This is a genomic window from Neobacillus pocheonensis (assembly GCF_050477905.1).
GTDB lineage: Bacteria > Bacillota > Bacilli > Bacillales > Cytobacillaceae > Neobacillus > Neobacillus pocheonensis_A.
Map to the genome: position 1 here is coordinate 368,316 of NZ_JBCNAD010000020.1, position 17,419 is coordinate 385,734.

The window sequence follows — 17,419 nt, forward strand, 5'->3', positions numbered from 1 at the left end:
TAGAAACAACCCCTAAATAATGTTCTTTCATTACTTAGGGGTTGTTTCTATTAATGTATTAAAAATAAATTAGATACCTATGTACGATTTAATTATATTTTATTTTTTTGAATTCATATACTACCTTGTAAACTATTAAATTAGAAAGGGGAAATAAAAAATAGCGGAACCTCCATATGTGTTTGTTGAGGATTTTACAGGTAGTACACCACAGGCGAAGATTCAGGCAGCTATTGATTTTGCTTTCCAAAATTCTAGGAAAACAGTGATTGCTTCTGATAAAGATTATTATATGACTGGAACGGTTATTATTAAACAGGGCGTTAAGCTGCAAGGGAGTTATGGGACAAGATTTGTACTTGGTGCTAATGTAAGAGGGTTCGAATTACAAAAGGATTCTTCCTTGTGGGATGCTAGTATTATGGTTGATTATACCGGTTACAACAAAGAAGTTATTTATTTGGATGGAAAATATAAATATTATAATACATGGAATAATACGTCGCTTCAAAATCTTGTACTAGTGAATTGGACAGGCACAGTATCAGGGACTGGAATCCGGTTGTACTCTGGCGGAAGTGGACATGAGATTTCATTTTTAAACTTTACGGATATAAAAATTGTATCATTTGAGAAAGGCATTTATTTAAATGCTGTTAAACCTGCTAGTGGATTTGCCTATGTAAATGCGAATCGCTTTGATAAGATTTCATTGGAAGAGTGTATTGAAAATATTGTATTAGAAGGCAGTGAAACGATTCCAAATGAATGTAGTGGTAACTACTTTACAAATTTACAGGTCCAGCCTTCGAGCAATACCAATCATATCCTGACGATCCAAGGACAATACAATAAGGTAGACGGTATGTGTTGGGATTTGCACCTAATACAACATACCAACCCAGTTGTTATATTTAAGCCAGAGAGTAATTATAATGACTTGGTGATGAGATCCATCCCTGCAAATCGAATTTTAAATAGTGGAAAAACAAAAAATCGATTTGATACTTTTTAAATTAACATTGCTGAATTGAGAAGATAAGATAAAAACAGGATGCTTAAAAAACATCCTGTTTTTATCTTAAATTTTTAAAAACTTAATACAAACTGGGTGTGGAACCGTTATATCCGATTGCAGGAGAGTTAGCCTTCCAGAGGCTGCATCCCTGGCAAACAAAACAAGATTGCTCGATTCCTGATTCGAAGCCACAATGAACTTCTCGGTCGGGTCTAAAGTAAAATCTCTTGGCCAATCCCCTTCAGTAGAAGTATGTTCAATAAAGCTCAACTCTCCGGATAATATATCTGCTCTAAATACAGCAATGCTGTTATGTCCCCGGTTACCGGCATAAACAAAACGACCGTCACGAGAAATATGAATCGCACTGCCTTGGTTATTTTCTTTAAAATCCTCTGGCAGAGTCGAAATATATTGTTTTTCAGTGAAATGTCCATTTTCAGGGTGATAAGTTAACACAATAACCTCTGAACTAAACTCCGTCATAATATAGGCAATCGTCCCATTCGGATGAAAAGCTAAATGTCTCGGTCCACTCCCCGCTTTTAATGGTAACCGGCTAACCTCAGTTAGCTCTCCTTCAGCACCTATTTCATAGGTAATTAGGGCATCGATTCCTAATTCAACAACGGCGAGATATTTTTCATCAGGAGTTAGTCCTGCATAATGAGTATGGGGCTTTTCCTGTCTTGGATCTGGTCCCCTGCCTTCATGCTTTATAACGGAAACAGATGGCCTGACAGAGCCATTATCCTGATTGATAGGCTGAGATTCTACTGATCCTTTATGATAATTTGTGCTGAACACAAAGCGATTTTGACTGTCAACACTTACATGGCACGGAGGAGATCCCTCTGAACCCTCACTATTAATTGCTGTTAGTTCGCCCGTTCCACTAATAGAAAATGCGGCAACTCCACCGGAATTCCCATCCTTGGCAACAGAATAAAGATATTGGTTGTCATTACTGATAGTTACATATGTAGGATTTTCTAATTCTGCTGCAACATGAATATCCTCTATTTTCCCTTTATTAGTATCCAAGGTAAAGGAGTAGATCCCTTTGCTTTCCCCTTTAGTATATGTTCCAATAAAACCAATGAATTTCTGAGTGTTTATCATCATCAATCTCCTTCGACAAAGTTAATCATTTTATTTTAACAAACTATCTAATAATTATTAAATAAATAGTGTGGTTAATTATTTCAATAACTTAGTTTATCGGATACACAAACTAAGTTTTAGGTGTTATAATGAAGCATAAATCTGAAATGAAGACGATTACATTTTGTGGATAATATAAAATAAATTCTGTAATTGGAGGAGTTCTCTTATGAAAAACATGTTTATGATCGGAAATGCCCATCTTGATCCCGTTTGGCTTTGGCGCTGGCAAGAAGGCTTTCAAGAAGTGAAAGCCACATTTCGTTCAGCATTGGATCGATTGAAGGAGTACGAGAATTTTATTTTTACATCCAGCTCTGCCGCCTATTACGAATGGATTGAAAAAAATGATCCCACAATGTTTCAAGAAATAAAAGAAAGAATTCAAGAAGGTCGATGGGTGATCTGTGGCGGCTGGTGGATTCAACCTGATTGCAATATTCCAAGCGGAGAATCATTTGTCCGCCAAGGACTGATAGGTCAAAATTATTTTAAAGAAAAGTTTGGCGTAACTGCCAGTGTTGGCTACAATGTCGATAGCTTTGGGCATAATGGAATGCTTCCGCAAATATTAAAAAAATCAGGAATGGACTCATATGTATTCATGAGGCCAGGTCCGGATGAAAAAGGACTCCCAAGCCGGTTATTTTTATGGGAATCCAAAGATGGTTCCCGAGTAAAAGCATTTCGTATCCCTTTTGAATATTGTACTTTCGATCATTTGGAAAATCATATTATGCACTGTAAATCAGAGCTTAAACATTCATTTAATAATTTAATGTGCTTTTATGGTGTCGGCAATCACGGCGGCGGACCAACAAAAGAAAATATTAAGATTATTGAAAAGTTGAATGGAACATTGGGAGATACAAACCTAATCTTTAGTTCTCCAAATGAATTTTTTGACCATGTGGAGAGTTTTAAGGAGCAGCTTCCAGTTGTCCATGATGACCTCCACCAGCATGCAGTGGGCTGCTATTCTGTTCACTCCGAAGTAAAAAAACTAAATCGATACTCTGAAAATCTGACGTTGATGGCTGAGAAGTTTTCCTCCATTGCGGACTGGACAACAGAACAGTCATATCCGGAAGATATGAATCAGGCTTGGAAGGGAATTTTATTTAACCAATTCCATGATATTTTAGCAGGGACAAGTATTGAAGCAGCGTATACAGATGCTAGAGATTTATTTGGTGAATCCATCAGCATTTCTTCGCGGAATTTGAATTACGCTTTGCAATCGTTAAGCTGGAATATTGATATTGAAGAAGAAAAAGATATGAAACCAATGGTTATCTTTAACCCACACTCATGGCCTGTAAAAGTGAATGTTGAAATTGAATATGGGCTGTTCGTTAATTATTTGTTACCAGAGGAATTCATTATTGAAGATGTAAAAGGGAATGAAGTACCATATCAAATCATTGACTCTGTTGCCAAAATTCCCAATCGAAAAAGAGTTGCATTTATTGCTGACCTGCCGCCATTAGGATACAGTACGTATAAACTTCGTGCTGCTAAGCCGGCAAAAAAATTTGAATCAGTAAAAGTATCCGATTTTGAAATGGAAAATGATCGTTTCAGACTTGTCATTGATAAAGAATCTGGCGGGATTAGCAGTTTATATGACAAAGAGAAGCAAATTGAAGTGTTCAAAAGCGATGCAGCAATTCCAATGGTCATGAATGACAAATCTGATTCATGGGGTCACGGAAAACTTCGCTTCGATGAAGTTGAAGGAGTATTTAAGCCAATTCGCATAAAAAAGCTTGAAGAAGGACCAGTTAAGGGAGTTATTCGTGTAACTTCTAAATATCAATCTTCAACGATTGTCCAGGATTTTATTATGTACAAACAGTTGAACAAGATTGAAGTAAAAGTGAAGGTGAACTGGCAGGAAAGCTATCAAACATTAAAAATCAAGTTTCCTGTAAGCTTTAATCAGAGAAATGCAACTTTTGAAATTCCATTTGGCCATGTTTCGCGGGAGACGAATGGGGACGAAAAACCAATGCAAAATTGGGTTGATATTACGGGGACGATTAATAAGCAGAGGAAAGATATTTACGGTCTAAGCCTTCTAAACGACAGTAAATATGGGATTGACGTAAATGGAAATTCTATCAATCTTACGGTGTTACGCAGCCCAATCTATGCACACCATGCTCCATTTGTGCCTGATCCCGATGAGGATTACCCAATTATTGATCAAGGAATTCAAACGTTTACCTATGAATTGCTGCCACATGAAAATAGCTGGGAAGAAGCTGGAACGGTTAAGCATGCATTAGAACTTAATCAAAAACCGCAGCTGATTGTGGAAACATACCATAAGGGAGCATTGCCGCAGGAGAATTCATTTATTTCCATTGATCATCCAAACATTATCCTCTCTGCTTTAAAGAAGGCAGAAAATCATGATGATTTAATTATTCGCCTTTATGAAACCAATCACCAGGAGACGGTTGCAAAAGTGGAATTGAAAAACTGGGGAAGATCATTTGAATTACAATTTGGACCTTCGGAAATTAAAACATTATGCATTCCGAAAAATCCTGAAGAACCAATATATGAAACGAATTTAATTGAAAATCTTGAACATGCTTTGATAACAGTATGAAACACTACTTGGGAATTGACTTAGGGACTTCATCAATCAAAGTGGTCATAGTGAATCAAAATGGTGAAATTGTAATCAGTTCAACCAAGTCTTATGACGTGTTAACTTCCAACGATGGATGGATGGAACAAAATCCAGACCATTGGTTAAAATCCATGAGGGAAGCATTGGCCGATGTGATCAAATTAAATTCATCAATAGTAACAGAAATCGCTGCCATTTCTGTTACTGGTCAAATGCATGGTATCGTTCCCGTTGATAGCAGTGGGACTCCACTGCATCATGCCATTATTTGGTCTGACCGCAGAAATGAAGAAGAACTTGGCAATCTGCAATCTTTATTGACCTTGGAAGAATGGGTTTCCATTACTGGGAATCGTCCCAATATAAGTTTTACACTGGGAAAAATCCTGTGGTTTAAGAAACACAAGCCTGAACTGTATGAAAAAACAGATAAGTTTTTACTTCCAAAGGATTTTATTCGGAGTCAGTTAACGGATACGTTCGAAACGGATTATTCTGATGCATCGGCTACACTTATGATGGATTTGCATTCAATGCAATGGTCTGAGAAAATCGTTGAACTTTCCCAAATTGATAACAGTAAGCTGCCTGAAATAAAACCATCTACTGCTTGTGTTGGTTTTATTACAAAAAAATCATCGGCTGCATTTGGACTTAAGGAAGGAACACCAGTTACTTGCGGCTGTGGAGATGCCCAAGCCCAAGCATTAGGAAATGGCATCCTTCACTCAAGGGATTGGCTTTGCACGGTAGGGACAAGCGGTCAGCTATTTGTGAGTATGGACCAACTGGCCATTGAAAGGAGTGGAATGCTGCATTCACTAACACATGCAGATCCAGGTAAATGGGTACTTATGGGGGCAACATTGTCTGCAGGTATGTCGTTTAAATGGTTAACAGAATCAATATTTGGCAATCAACCAGAAATAAATGACTTGCTGGACATGGCGAGTATGGCGAATCCTGGAGCAAAGAAGTTATTGTTCTTGCCTTATCTTTTTGGAGAGCGTTCGCCTTACATGGATGAAAAAGCAAAGGGTACGTTTATTGGTTTAACGAACGAGCATACCAAGTCGGAAATAGCAAGGGCTGTAGTTGAAGGCGTACTCTTTTCTTTATACCAATCTTTTAAACTAGTTGAAAAAACTACCGCTCAAAAGTGTGAACACCTGATATTAACAGGAGGGGCGGCACAACATGACATATGGGCTGCAACGGCTGCAAATATTTTTAATGTTCCAGTGGTAAGGAGTAAGGGGCGTGGCGGTGGAGCGTATGGAGCAGCTATGCTCGCTGCAGCAGGGTCTGGTGAATTCATCAATCTGGATGAAGTTTCAAAGTGCTGGGGACTAAATGAGCATAAAAACATTTATCAACCAAGCAAAGGATTGCATTCTAAATATGAAAAGCTTTATCATGTTTATTCAAAAGCCTATGATTCATTAAAAGAGGTATTCCATAGTTTACATGATTTAGATTTTAGTTGAATCAAAATCCACAAATTTTAGGGAAATGAAAAGAGCGGATTAATCAATTCTTTTTATTTCGTTTGAGGGGAGAAATGAAAATTGAAAGAGAAAATAGTTGAAATAGGCAGGGAAAAGGCTGAAAAAATATTATTGCAAAATGGCGGAGAACTTGGTCTATTAGGGTCAAGTACTGCCTACCAACAAGTCTGGGCAAGAGATAGTATGATTTGTGGACTTGGTCTTTTAGTTTGTGGGAGTGACATGGGTCCGAAAATACATCGAAGGTCATTAGAAACATTAGGGCGCTTTCAAAGTGACTTAGGGAAGATTCCCCATAATGTCGGGTTTCCCAACGTCGCGGATCCTGCGTTAATTGCACATGGCGGTATGCTTGACGGCGAAGGGGAAACCGGGCAAGCTGTTGAAGATTCCATTCATGCTGGATGTATAGATGGGAATATTTGGTATATAATCGGCCATTATGCATATTTTATGGAAACAAAAGACGTAGAATTTTTACAAAAATGGTGGGGGAATTTAGAGAAGGCACTGCTTTGGCTGCGGTATCAAGATTCCAATGAGTGCGGCTTATTGGAAGTTCATGAGGCCATGGATTGGGCGGATTTGTTTGCCAACCGCTATAATGTTCTGTTCGATAATGTTTTATTTGCAGCAGCCTGGAAGTGTATGGGTCATATGGCAGAAGCATTACATCTCCCTTCAACCCACTATTATGAAAATGCTAAAGATGTGAAGAAAAAAATTAATATCCTTTTGTGGATTACTCCAGAAAATAAGGAGAAAATGGAGTGGATTAAAAAAGAGCGAAAAGAATGGATTTATCCTGTGAAAAGAGTGGAAACAGAATTAGTGGAGAGACCATTCTATTTACCTTATATGGGATTTCGTGATTATGCGGACCGTTTTGACACGCTCGCTAATTTAATGGCGATTATATTTGGGATTGCTGATGAAGAGAAGGCAAATAAAATCTTGGATTATATCCATGGCTGCGGAATGAACGAGCCTTTCCCGGTTCAGGCCCTTTACCCTCCTATACGCGAAGGTGAAAAGGATTGGCGAGACTATTACCGAGTTCGAAATCTTAATTTGCCTCATCATTATCATAACGGAGGAGCATGGCCATTTATTGGGGGATTCTATGTTGTTGCACTAATTCAAGCGAAAAGGTATGATGAAGCAAACTATCAATTAGAAAAATTGGCCGATATGAATAAAGCTGGAAAGAAAAATGAGTGGGAATTTAACGAATGGTTCCATGGCCTGTCCGGAAGACCGATGGGGTATGCGGGACAATCATGGTCAGCAGCGATGTATTTGTTTGCACAAAATGCAGTAAAAAACGAAAAGGTACATATTTTCAATCACGAGCATCAATGGGATTGTTATTAAATATTACCAATTGTTTAAAGGATGATTATGAATGAAAATAAAAGGACTAAGTGGTTTAATCTATCGGATAACGGAGTTAATCATGAATTTTGCTTTTCTCCAATTGTTATGGCTTGCCTTTACGATCGTTGGATTGGGGGTTTTCGGGATATTTCCCTCAACAGCAGCGATGTTTTCTGTTGTTCGTAAGTGGATTATGGGTGTCGATGATACACCTATTTTTAAAACCTTCTGGCAAACATATAAAACTGAATTTATTAAAGTTAATGGTTTAGGATTCATTTTTGTATTAATCGGCTGGTTATTATATGTGGATTTCCACTACTTTGCCTTAGGGGAAACGATTGGCAGTTCTGTTTTAAAAATAGTGACAATTTTTATCGCCTATTTTTTTATCACAACCTGCATTTATTTTTTTCCGGTTTACGTTCATTTTCAATTCCGTTTTTTCAATTATATTAAATATAGTTTTTTATATAGTGTTTCTTCACCGCTAAAAACAGCTGGTATATTTATTATCACGTATGCCCTTTATTTTTTGTTAATGAAAGTCCCTGCGCTTTTTCTGTTTTTTAGCGGAAGTATTATTAGCTATATCTGGATGTGGTATATATACCGAACGATCGCGAAATCTCATCAAATTGAAAAGGAATAATTTATAGTAATCTCTTATACTATTTTTTTTTACAATATTCTAAAATAGTTTGACAAAAGCAAGACAGGGCCTTAAACTTGAAATAGATAGAATTTTTCGGATACCAAAATGGGAACGTTCCTATTTTGGTAGCGTTTAAGAATTGTTAGTTAGTGGAACTAATAATTTTAACTAACTAAATAAATATAACCTTCAAATTCTAGAAATAGTTTTTAGTAATGAATGTAAACGGTTTCTATTATTTGAAAAATTTGTTTACTTGCAAGTGGGAGCGGTTTCGGTATTATTGATTTTTTTTCCTTAAAAATGGGAACGTTCCTATTTTAAAGTGATATTCTCGGAGGGAGGTAAAAAAGTGAGTGCAACAATAAAAGATGTTGCCAAGCTGGCAAATACATCAAAAAGTACAGTATCCCGTTATTTAAACGGGTTACCAATAAAAAAACAGACTGAGGAAGCATTAAAAATAGCAATTAAAGAGTTGAATTATCATCGTAATGAAAATGCAAGAAGACTAGTAGTAAATAAAACACAAACCATTGGTATTGTTGTTGATAGTATGACGAACCTTTTTTATCCAATGATTTTTAGAGGAATTGAAGAAATAGCGAGTGAAAAAGGTTTTAACTGTGTGTTCTACAGTATGGCCTCCAACAAATACAATGAATCTTATTTTCAAAATTTATATTTTGAAGGCCATGTAGATGGGATCATCATGATTAGTTTTAGGAAGAGGAACCAGCAAGATCTCTTGGATATCGCGGATGCAGATATTCCGGTTGTTGTTTTTGGTGATTCGGCTGGTGTGGATAATTTAGTATCTGTCGATGTAGATAATAACTTCGGTATTTCTGAGCTTGTAAGGTATCTAAATAGAATTGGCCATCGAAAAATTGCTTATATTTCTGGTCCTTCTGCAGCTGCTGCAACACAATACAGATTAGCCGGCTATCTTGAAACAATGAGCCAATTGGGTTTAGAAGTTAAACCTGAATGGATTATTCCAACAAACTGGTCAAATGAGGAAGGGTACAACGCCATGAATCGATTATTAGCGATTGGCGATTTCACTGCAGTGGTTGCTTCCAATGATGAAACAGCAATAGGAGCTTTAAGAGCCGTTCAGGAAAGAGGGTTTAATGTTCCTTCTGACCTATCGATCACAGGTTTTGACGATATTACGCTTTCAAGTTGGACTTATCCAACACTAACAACCGCGAAACAGCCATTTTTTGAAATGGGGAAAAAAGCAGCGAATGAATTATTTAAGAGAATGGATGAGGGAGAGGAATACACTCCTAAGCGTCACCTTTTAAAACCGGAACTAATAATTCGGGATTCCTGTAGAAAAGTATCTGAGCTGATATCTAAATAATACATGTTACTTAGTGATTAATTCAACGATCTGGTAATTATGCTAGATTACTAGATTTAATATGAGATGAGAAATGTTCTTGCATCATGACTTTGTGGTTAATATTGAAACAAATAAGTAAAAAAAGGCTGTGACAATATGAGAAATTCTATTAACAAATCACAATATGGTTTCTATTTTGTGGTCCCTTTTTTCGTTTCATTTCTTGTTTTTGGTTTGACACCTATCATTTATTCGCTTTATTTAAGCTTCACAAAATGGGATGGTTTCTCTGACCCCGTATTCGTCGGATTTGCAAATTATACACGGCTGCTCCATGATACATTCTTTTTTAAATCGATCGGAAACACTTTAATTATCTGGATACTATCAATCGTTCCGCAATTAGTTCTTGCACTGGCATTAGCGATGATTCTTAATGAAAAGTTTATTCGTGGAAAGCATTTCTTTCGGGCCGTTTATTATTTTCCGCATATCGTAACACCGGTTACGCTTGGGGTTTTGTTTAGTTTAATGTTCGATTGGCAAACGGGAAGTGTAAATAAGATGTTAATGAGCATCGGGCTTATCGATGACCCGGTAAACTGGTTAAATAGTCCATGGCTGTCGAGGCTCATTGTGGCAGCAGTTATTATGTGGCAATATTTCGGATTTAACATGCTGGTTTTTATCGCGGGCCTTCAGTCAATCTCGGAGGAATTGTATGAAGCTGCTGCGATTGATGGTGCTTCCCGCTGGAAAATAGCTACAAAAATTACATTGCCTCTTTTGAAACCGGTCTTGTTATTTACCTTTATTACATCGATTATCGGTGGTCTTCAATTATTTGATGCACCATTAATGCTTGGAAATGGTCCGGATAATTCAACATTGACAATGGTTATGTATTTATACCAAACAGCCTTCAAAAACTTTGATTATAGTTATGGTGCAGCAATCGCCTACGCAATCTTTATCATAATTTTAGTCTTCTCATTGATTTCTATGAAGTTTTCGAAGATGAACAAAGTCGAACAGTAAAACAGCTTTTTGCCTTATTGTAGCAGGAGACTTTCGGGTTCAAATGAAAGGAGATCCGTTATGGAAACAAATAATGGTATTACGGCAAGTGACATTTCCTTAAGTATTAGCAAGCCAAGGAAAGAGAGAAATATGAAGAAAGTTTTAGGGAAATTCGCAATATATTTTTTCCTACTGATAGTTGCATTTACCTGTCTTCTTCCGTTTTACAGCATGATGGTCACTTCATCTCACACAAATTCAGAGATTGCCAGGAAGTTATTGCTGCTTCCAGGGACAGAATTCATGAATAACTATCATCGATTAATTGATACAGTGCCAATTTGGAGAGGCTTTGTTAACAGCTTATTTATTACCATTACGTCAACAATCCTAAGTTTATACTTCTCTGCTTTGGCGGGTTACGGGTTTTCAAAATATAACTACAAAGGAAAAAACATTCTGTTCCTTGCAGTATTAGGGACAATGATGATCCCAGGTCAATTGGGAATTATCGGATTTTTTAAGCTCATGGATACATTCAATATGTTAAATACGTATTGGCCGATTATTCTTCCTTCTATTTCAAATGCATTTGGTATTTTCTTTATGAAACAAATGTGTGATACAAGTATTCCTAATGAAATCCTGGAATCAGGGAGGATTGATGGTTGTGGCGAGCTTAAAATTTTCCATCGTTTAGTTCTCCCATTGTTAATGCCGGCAGTAGCTACACTAGGAATCTTTTCTTTTATTGGAAAGTGGAATGACTTTTTAACACCGATGATTATTCTTTTTGACAATGATTTGCAACCGCTGCCAGTTATGATTGCCAGTGTGAAGTCTCAGTTCTCAACTGACTTCGGGGCAATGTATGTTGGGATAGTCATTTCGGTTATTCCAGTCTTAATTTTCTTTTCTATCGTATCCAAGAAGATTATCAGTGGTGTAACTGCAGGTGCTTTAAAAGGATAAAAATCAACAATTGCTTGGTGGGGGTGATGTACAGGAACATCATTTCATAAAAAATTCCTTCAGCGGAGAATGGAACTAATCCTCCACTGAAGAAAAGCTTCACTTATCTATCACCAATAAGTGTGAAAGAATTGACGGTCTTAGCCACTTAAAGGGATCGATAAGAAAAAACAATAGACTTTCATTATACCAAAAAAAGGGGCTGTAAATCTATATGAAAAAATGGCTTTCAATCCTATTTGCATCAGTTCTTATTTTGTCTCTATTTGCGGGATGTTCGAAAAACGATGAAACTGCTTCAAGTACACCTAAAAAAAATAATGATAATAAAGTTGAAGGTAAATTAACCATCTGGACATTTTTCGGTCAAGTAAAAGATATGGCTGCAGAATTCGAGAAAAAATATCCGGATGCACAAGTTGATGTAAAAATATTCCCTGGTGATCAATATCAAACAAAGTTGCTAAATGTACTTCAAACAGGTAAAGGTGTTCCAGATATTTTTGACTTAGAAAGAGGCTACATGGCCAAGTTTATCAATTCTAATTATGCAGTAAACCTTTCTGATTTGGGTGCAGAAGACCTTGTGAAGGATTATGTACCATATGTACAAGCATTAGGAAGAGATGCAAAGGGTGATATTAAAGCGATTTCAGATCACTCATCACCAGGCGGTTTCTGGTATATCAAAGAAAATGCAAAAAAATACTTAGGAACAGATGACCCTGAAAAGATCAGTGAAATGGTCGATTCTTATGACAAGATTATTGCATTAGGTGAAAAAGTCAATAAAGATAGCAATGGTACAGTGCACTTAATTTCCCATTATGGCGATATCTACAACATGGAAGCCTACAATACAAAGCCATGGGTGAAAGATGGAAAATTAACAATTGATCCTGCTTGGAAGAAAAACTATGAAATTCAAAAAGAAATTTTCAATAACAACGTTGACGCAAAACTGGAATTCTTCTCAGCTGGCTGGGGAAATGCCATTAATGATGGAAGTGTTATTTTAACAGCAATGCCGGCCTGGGCAGGCTTCATGGTTGATAACAAAGATAATAAGGCAAATAACAAGTTTGGCGTTGCAAGAACTCCAAAAGGATTCTATATGGGTGGTACGTATCGTTCAATTTATGAAAAATCACCTAATAAAAATTTAGCTTATAAATTTATCGAGTTTATTGCCAGCAAAGAATGGCAGCAACATAACTTAGAAGCTACTGGAAATATGCCTGGTTTATTAACAGTTTATAAAGACAATCTAGATACGTTTAAAGCTCCAATGTTTGGTGACCAAAATGTATTAAAACCATATTACGAAACAGTTAAGGACATTCCTGCCTATAAACCAGATAAATATGGTGAAGAAGTTTTAAGTAAGTGGAGAAAAGTTGCAGGCGAAGGTGTAAAAAATAATGCCGATATCAATGAAGTCATCAAGAACTTCAAAAAAGAAGTTAAAAACACATTCCCTGAACTTAAAGTGGATTAATTAGTCAGTTGTTTGAAATAGGATGACTTGAAAATGAAATGGCAGCCCCGTCCCTCCGGATTGACTACAAAATGATCCGGAGTGGATGTGGAGGGGACGAATTCTTTTGAGTCATCCTTTATTTTTGGAAGGGGCATTACGATGAGCAGCATACATGAAGAAATTAACAAAATTCGCATCATTGATGGTCATGAACACATCGACCCTATGGAAATTAGAAAAAAAAATAAAGTGGATTTTTTTGGTCTTCTTCATTATTTAGATTCAGACTTAATCACGGCAGGGATGAAACGTGGAATTCTAAGCCGGGATTCAAAAATAAGTGTCGAAGAGAAAGCAGAGCAATTTTTAACTTTTTATCAAAAGACGAAAAATACAACCTATGCACGATCGTTAAAAACAGCGGTACATGATTTATATGGAATGGATGACTGGAGCGTTAATGGAATCTTGTCGCTAAATGAAAAAGTATTAGCAGCAACGAATGATGACGAGTGGTATTCGAAAGTATTGAGGGAAAAGTCGGGAATTGATTTAGCCTTTACGCTTGCGTATACAACGAAGGTTGATTTCTCACTCTTTCGTCCCATCATGTTTTTAGATTATGCCTTTAAATTAAGAACACGGAAGGATATACAGGTCATTGAAAGAGATTCAGGGGAGAAAGTTCATACTTTCAAAAATTATCTTTCTGCTGTAGATGCCTTATTAAATAAATTTGTCAATGAAGGAATGATTGCTACAAAGCTTGGTCATGCCTATTGGAGAACGCTTAAGTCAACGAAACCCACCTTTGCAGAGGCTGAACGCTTGTTTAATCGCTTGCAATCGTCTGTCATTGATGAACCAATGTCACAACAAGAATCGGTTATTTTACAGGATTACTTAATCCATCACATAATTCAATGTTCGATTAAATATAACTTACCTATTCAGATTCATACAGGACATCATGAAACAAGTGTTTCAGGAAATGGCAATATCATTACTAACTCAAAGGTGTCAGATTTAATTCCATTACTAGCTGCTTATCCTGAAGCGAATTTTGTTTTATTGCATTGTGGTATTCCATATCATCAAGAATATTTGAGTATCGTAAAAAATTACCCAAATGTATATGCAGATTTTACATGGGTATATCTGATTTCTCCCACAATCTCGAAGCAAATTTTGCACCAAATGATCGAAATGGTTCCTCAAAATAAAATTTTTGGTTTTGGCGGGGATTACAATTTTGTTGAGGGAACGTATGCCCATTTAAAACTGGCTCGTAAAATCGTTGGTGATGTACTAGTAGAAAAAGTGCAAGACCATATGTTGACAGAAAAAGAAGCGGTTGAGTTTGCAAACAGAATTTTTAGAGATAATCTGATTGAACTTTACAGAATAAAGGTGTGATTTCATTGACTTCATGTTTAGACATAATGAAGGATGAGGAGAACCAAAGTGGTATTCAAGTCTATTCTTCCGAACGAAAGAGCGGCAATGCCTTTCTTCAATTCCTCTCACTACTAGATATTTATAACTCCGAAACTGTTGTAGAGAAAATACAAATTGAAAACGTCAATGAAGTAGAAAGCAGCTTCCTCGTATCGGGAAAGGGAGATTTGTTTTCTGTTCGGTCAGTATGGAAACAGGTTCAAGACGGCTGCGGGTTTATCGAAGTAGATTTACATGTTTGCTACAACAAAGAGGTTTCTGGGGCTTACGGATTTCAATTTAATGCTGATTTGATAGGAAACGGAAAACCAACCTGGATGATTCCTGGGGCTTTTTATAAAGAAAATCGCTTTGAACATAATGCCCGGAAGTACCCTAGATATGATTATCGGGATGGCAATCATGATGAAATGGTTTCGGATCATTGGTCCTTTCGGTCGGATCGAGCTGCCCTTCCAGCTGTTTTTGCCTGGAATGATGAAATGTGCGGCGCTCTTTGTGTCGAGGAAATGTCCCCGCTCGGTCTCACTGGCGTAGGGTTTCGTGGAAATGAATCATCTACTTCCATATGGGTGAACTTCCCTTATAAAGAAGAGCCGGTCACATTTGTAGGTGAGCCGATTCCAGAACCAAAGGATATTTCATTATATACATTTAAACCAGGTGAAACGGTTCAATTGCACTTGAAAATCTACACAGCCTCACCTGATTTACATTCCTATAATCCATTCGTCCGTGAAATGTATAAGCTACATCAACAAGAGTATCCATTGAATCCTTGGATGGGCCTTGAAGAGGCTTCTGAACTAACGGCCCACGGCTTATATCGCTGGCATTATATGCCTGAACATAGCATTCTATCAGAAACTGCCGCCTTTGACCGCGAGTTTAATAACAATGTAAAAGGAATGGGAGATCGCCCGCATATGCATGTTGGCTGGGTCAGCGGTGTTCCCTATGCGTATGCCTTATTGACTTACGGAAGAAATAAGGGGATCCAGCAATATGTTGATGCGGCGATCGATGTCATTAATAATGTTGCATCAGCACTAGCCCCAAGTGGAACATTTTGGGCGTCATGGGTGCTGGGAAAAGGCTGGGGCACTGGTTGGAATCCTAAGAACACATGGCTGCAAGCAAGAACGATTTCTGAAGCAACCCTGTTTTTGGTTCGTGCCCTAAACTACGAAATACAAGCCGGGTTTACTCACCCTGACTGGGAAAAAGCAGTCCTTTCTAATTTGAATTTTGCAGTCGCTCATCAGCGTGCCGATGGTAATTTTGGATCCTATTACCACTGTGAAACGGGTGAAGTTGAAGAGTGGGATGGTGCAGGCGGGATTTTATGGATTGCTTCTTTATTAGAAGGGAGTCAACACTTCCATAATGAAGAGTATCGACTTGCTGCTGAAAAAGCGGGTCATTATTATGAGCGTTTTGTGTTAGATGAGTATATTTACGGGGCGCCAGAGGATGTCCATTTAACCCCGACATCTGAAGATGCTTACAATGCTGTTGTGGCTTATGTTTTACTCTATGAAAATGACAAAAATGAAAAATGGCTAAATCTTGCAAAACATGCAGCCGATTGGTTAATGACCTTCCGTTGGACCTACAATCTTGCATTCCCGGAGCATACATTCCTGCATCAATATGACTTTCGTTCTCGTGGCGCAGATCAAGCTTCACCATCTAATCAGCATTTGCATAATTATGGATTATTTTGTGTACCGGAAATGCTGCGTCTTTGGAAATATACCGAGGATACCTATTATCTTGACAGAACCCGAGATCATATTGCCTGCTTCCTGCAGTTTATTGCCAGGAAAGATGGCGATTTTAATGCCTATAAAGGAATGGTAACGGAGCGTTTTTATAATACGAATTGTTTCCAGCCAAAAGGAATGATGTTAACGTTATCACATTCCTGGTGTGTAGGGCTTGTGTTATACGCATCACAAGAAGCTTTAGCTTTTAATAGTTCATTGCAATTGTCTTAATTGAAAACTCAATTAACCATCTTGGCTGACCATGATGGTTAGTTGCATTTACTAGAGTAGGACTAGCTAGAAATGATGGAAAAAAGATAGAGATGGAGGAAATAGGGATGAAGAAGAAGCTGGCGATTATACATACGACTCCGGTTACTATTGAGCCGTTAAAGGATTTAGCTGCAAGAATGATTGGGGATTGCGAAATTATCAACTTAGTAGACGATTCCATCCTCCCGCAATTAGGCCAAAATGGCGGGAATATTCAAGAAATAGCTGACCGCTGGGAGAGCTACGCCAAAGTTGCAGAACAGCTTGGAGCAGATTGCATTTTAAATGCATGCTCATCCATTGGAGAACTAGTTACATATACACAACCAAAGGTGTCAACTCCGATTGTCCGGATTGATGAGGCAATGGCAGAATATGCGGTTAACAAGGCTGAAAAAATTGGCGTAGCAGCGACATTAGAAACCACATTAAAACCAACATTAAAGCTCCTTAAACAAAAAGCAGCACAGAAAAACAAGAACATTGAGTTTGAACCGATCCTTGTGGCATCTGCCTATCAAAAATTAATCGCAAACGATAAAGAAGGACATGATTTGGATTTAGCAACTGCTTTAATGGATCTGGCTGAAAAAGTGGAAATCGTAGTGTTGGCACAGGCATCAATGGCAAGGGTTGTTGCATCCTTTACGACCGAGGAACAAAAACGCTTTGTAACAAGCCCAGAATTGGGTATGGAATCAGTTAAACGGACATTACAGAAATAATA

General features: G+C 37.5%; 13 protein-coding genes. 12 read left to right on the plus strand and 1 reads right to left on the minus strand.

The features are described 5' to 3' along the window. Positions 1-178: 178 nt before the first annotated feature. Positions 179-1,015, plus strand: a complete 837-nt coding sequence (locus ABES02_RS11955) for a hypothetical protein (RefSeq protein WP_430134677.1) — start codon at positions 179-181, stop codon at positions 1,013-1,015. Positions 1,016-1,081: 66 nt separating this feature from the next. On the opposite strand, the gene ABES02_RS11960 is transcribed toward ABES02_RS11955, so the two are convergent. Further along, entirely contained in the window at positions 1,082-2,140 is a 1,059-nt protein-coding gene (locus ABES02_RS11960; RefSeq protein WP_430134680.1) for a lactonase family protein, read from the minus strand. A 211-nt stretch (positions 2,141-2,351) separates the two neighbouring features. On the opposite strand from ABES02_RS11960, the gene ABES02_RS11965 reads away from it, so the two are divergent. From ABES02_RS11965 to ABES02_RS12015, 11 genes are all read left to right on the plus strand, one after another. After that, entirely contained in the window at positions 2,352-4,802 is a 2,451-nt protein-coding gene (locus tag ABES02_RS11965; RefSeq protein WP_430134683.1) for an alpha-mannosidase, read from the plus strand. Beyond that, positions 4,799-6,313, plus strand: a complete 1,515-nt coding sequence (gene xylB / locus ABES02_RS11970; RefSeq protein ID WP_430134685.1) for a xylulokinase — start codon at positions 4,799-4,801, stop codon at positions 6,311-6,313. The genes ABES02_RS11965 and xylB overlap by 4 nt, the downstream gene beginning before the upstream one ends. 81 nt (positions 6,314-6,394) lie before the next feature. Next, positions 6,395-7,708 (plus strand): amylo-alpha-1,6-glucosidase, encoded by a 1,314-nt coding sequence (locus ABES02_RS11975; RefSeq protein WP_430134688.1) that lies wholly within the window; start codon positions 6,395-6,397, stop codon positions 7,706-7,708. Between the two features lie 31 nt (positions 7,709-7,739). Further along, a complete protein-coding gene (locus tag ABES02_RS11980) occupies positions 7,740-8,363 on the plus strand; it encodes a YesL family protein (RefSeq protein WP_430134690.1) in 624 nt (207 codons plus the stop codon). Between the two features lie 355 nt (positions 8,364-8,718). Then, positions 8,719-9,738: a LacI family DNA-binding transcriptional regulator gene (locus ABES02_RS11985; protein ID WP_430134693.1), complete on the plus strand. Its 1,020-nt coding sequence runs from the start codon at positions 8,719-8,721 to the stop codon at positions 9,736-9,738. Positions 9,739-9,876: 138 nt separating this feature from the next. After that, positions 9,877-10,758, plus strand: coding sequence for a carbohydrate ABC transporter permease (locus ABES02_RS11990; RefSeq protein ID WP_430134696.1), 882 nt, complete (start codon positions 9,877-9,879; stop codon positions 10,756-10,758). Between the two features lie 60 nt (positions 10,759-10,818). Next, positions 10,819-11,712 carry a carbohydrate ABC transporter permease gene (locus tag ABES02_RS11995; protein ID WP_430134699.1) on the plus strand — a complete coding sequence of 298 codons (894 nt, stop codon included), beginning with the start codon at positions 10,819-10,821 and terminating at the stop codon, positions 11,710-11,712. 214 nt (positions 11,713-11,926) lie between these two features. Beyond that, complete coding sequence (locus ABES02_RS12000; protein WP_430134702.1) at positions 11,927-13,210, plus strand: ABC transporter substrate-binding protein; 1,284 nt, start codon at positions 11,927-11,929, stop codon at positions 13,208-13,210. Between the two features lie 141 nt (positions 13,211-13,351). Continuing rightward, positions 13,352-14,608, plus strand: coding sequence for an amidohydrolase family protein (locus ABES02_RS12005; RefSeq protein WP_430134705.1), 1,257 nt, complete (start codon positions 13,352-13,354; stop codon positions 14,606-14,608). 5 nt (positions 14,609-14,613) lie between these two features. Further along, the gene (locus ABES02_RS12010) at positions 14,614-16,650 is read left to right on the plus strand and encodes a hypothetical protein (protein ID WP_430134707.1); all 2,037 of its coding nucleotides are present in this window, start codon (positions 14,614-14,616) and stop codon (positions 16,648-16,650) included. Positions 16,651-16,757: 107 nt separating this feature from the next. Beyond that, on the plus strand, positions 16,758-17,417 hold the full coding sequence (locus ABES02_RS12015; RefSeq protein ID WP_430134710.1) for an aspartate/glutamate racemase family protein: 660 nt from the start codon (positions 16,758-16,760) through the stop codon (positions 17,415-17,417). The last annotated feature ends 2 nt before the right edge of the window (positions 17,418-17,419 follow it).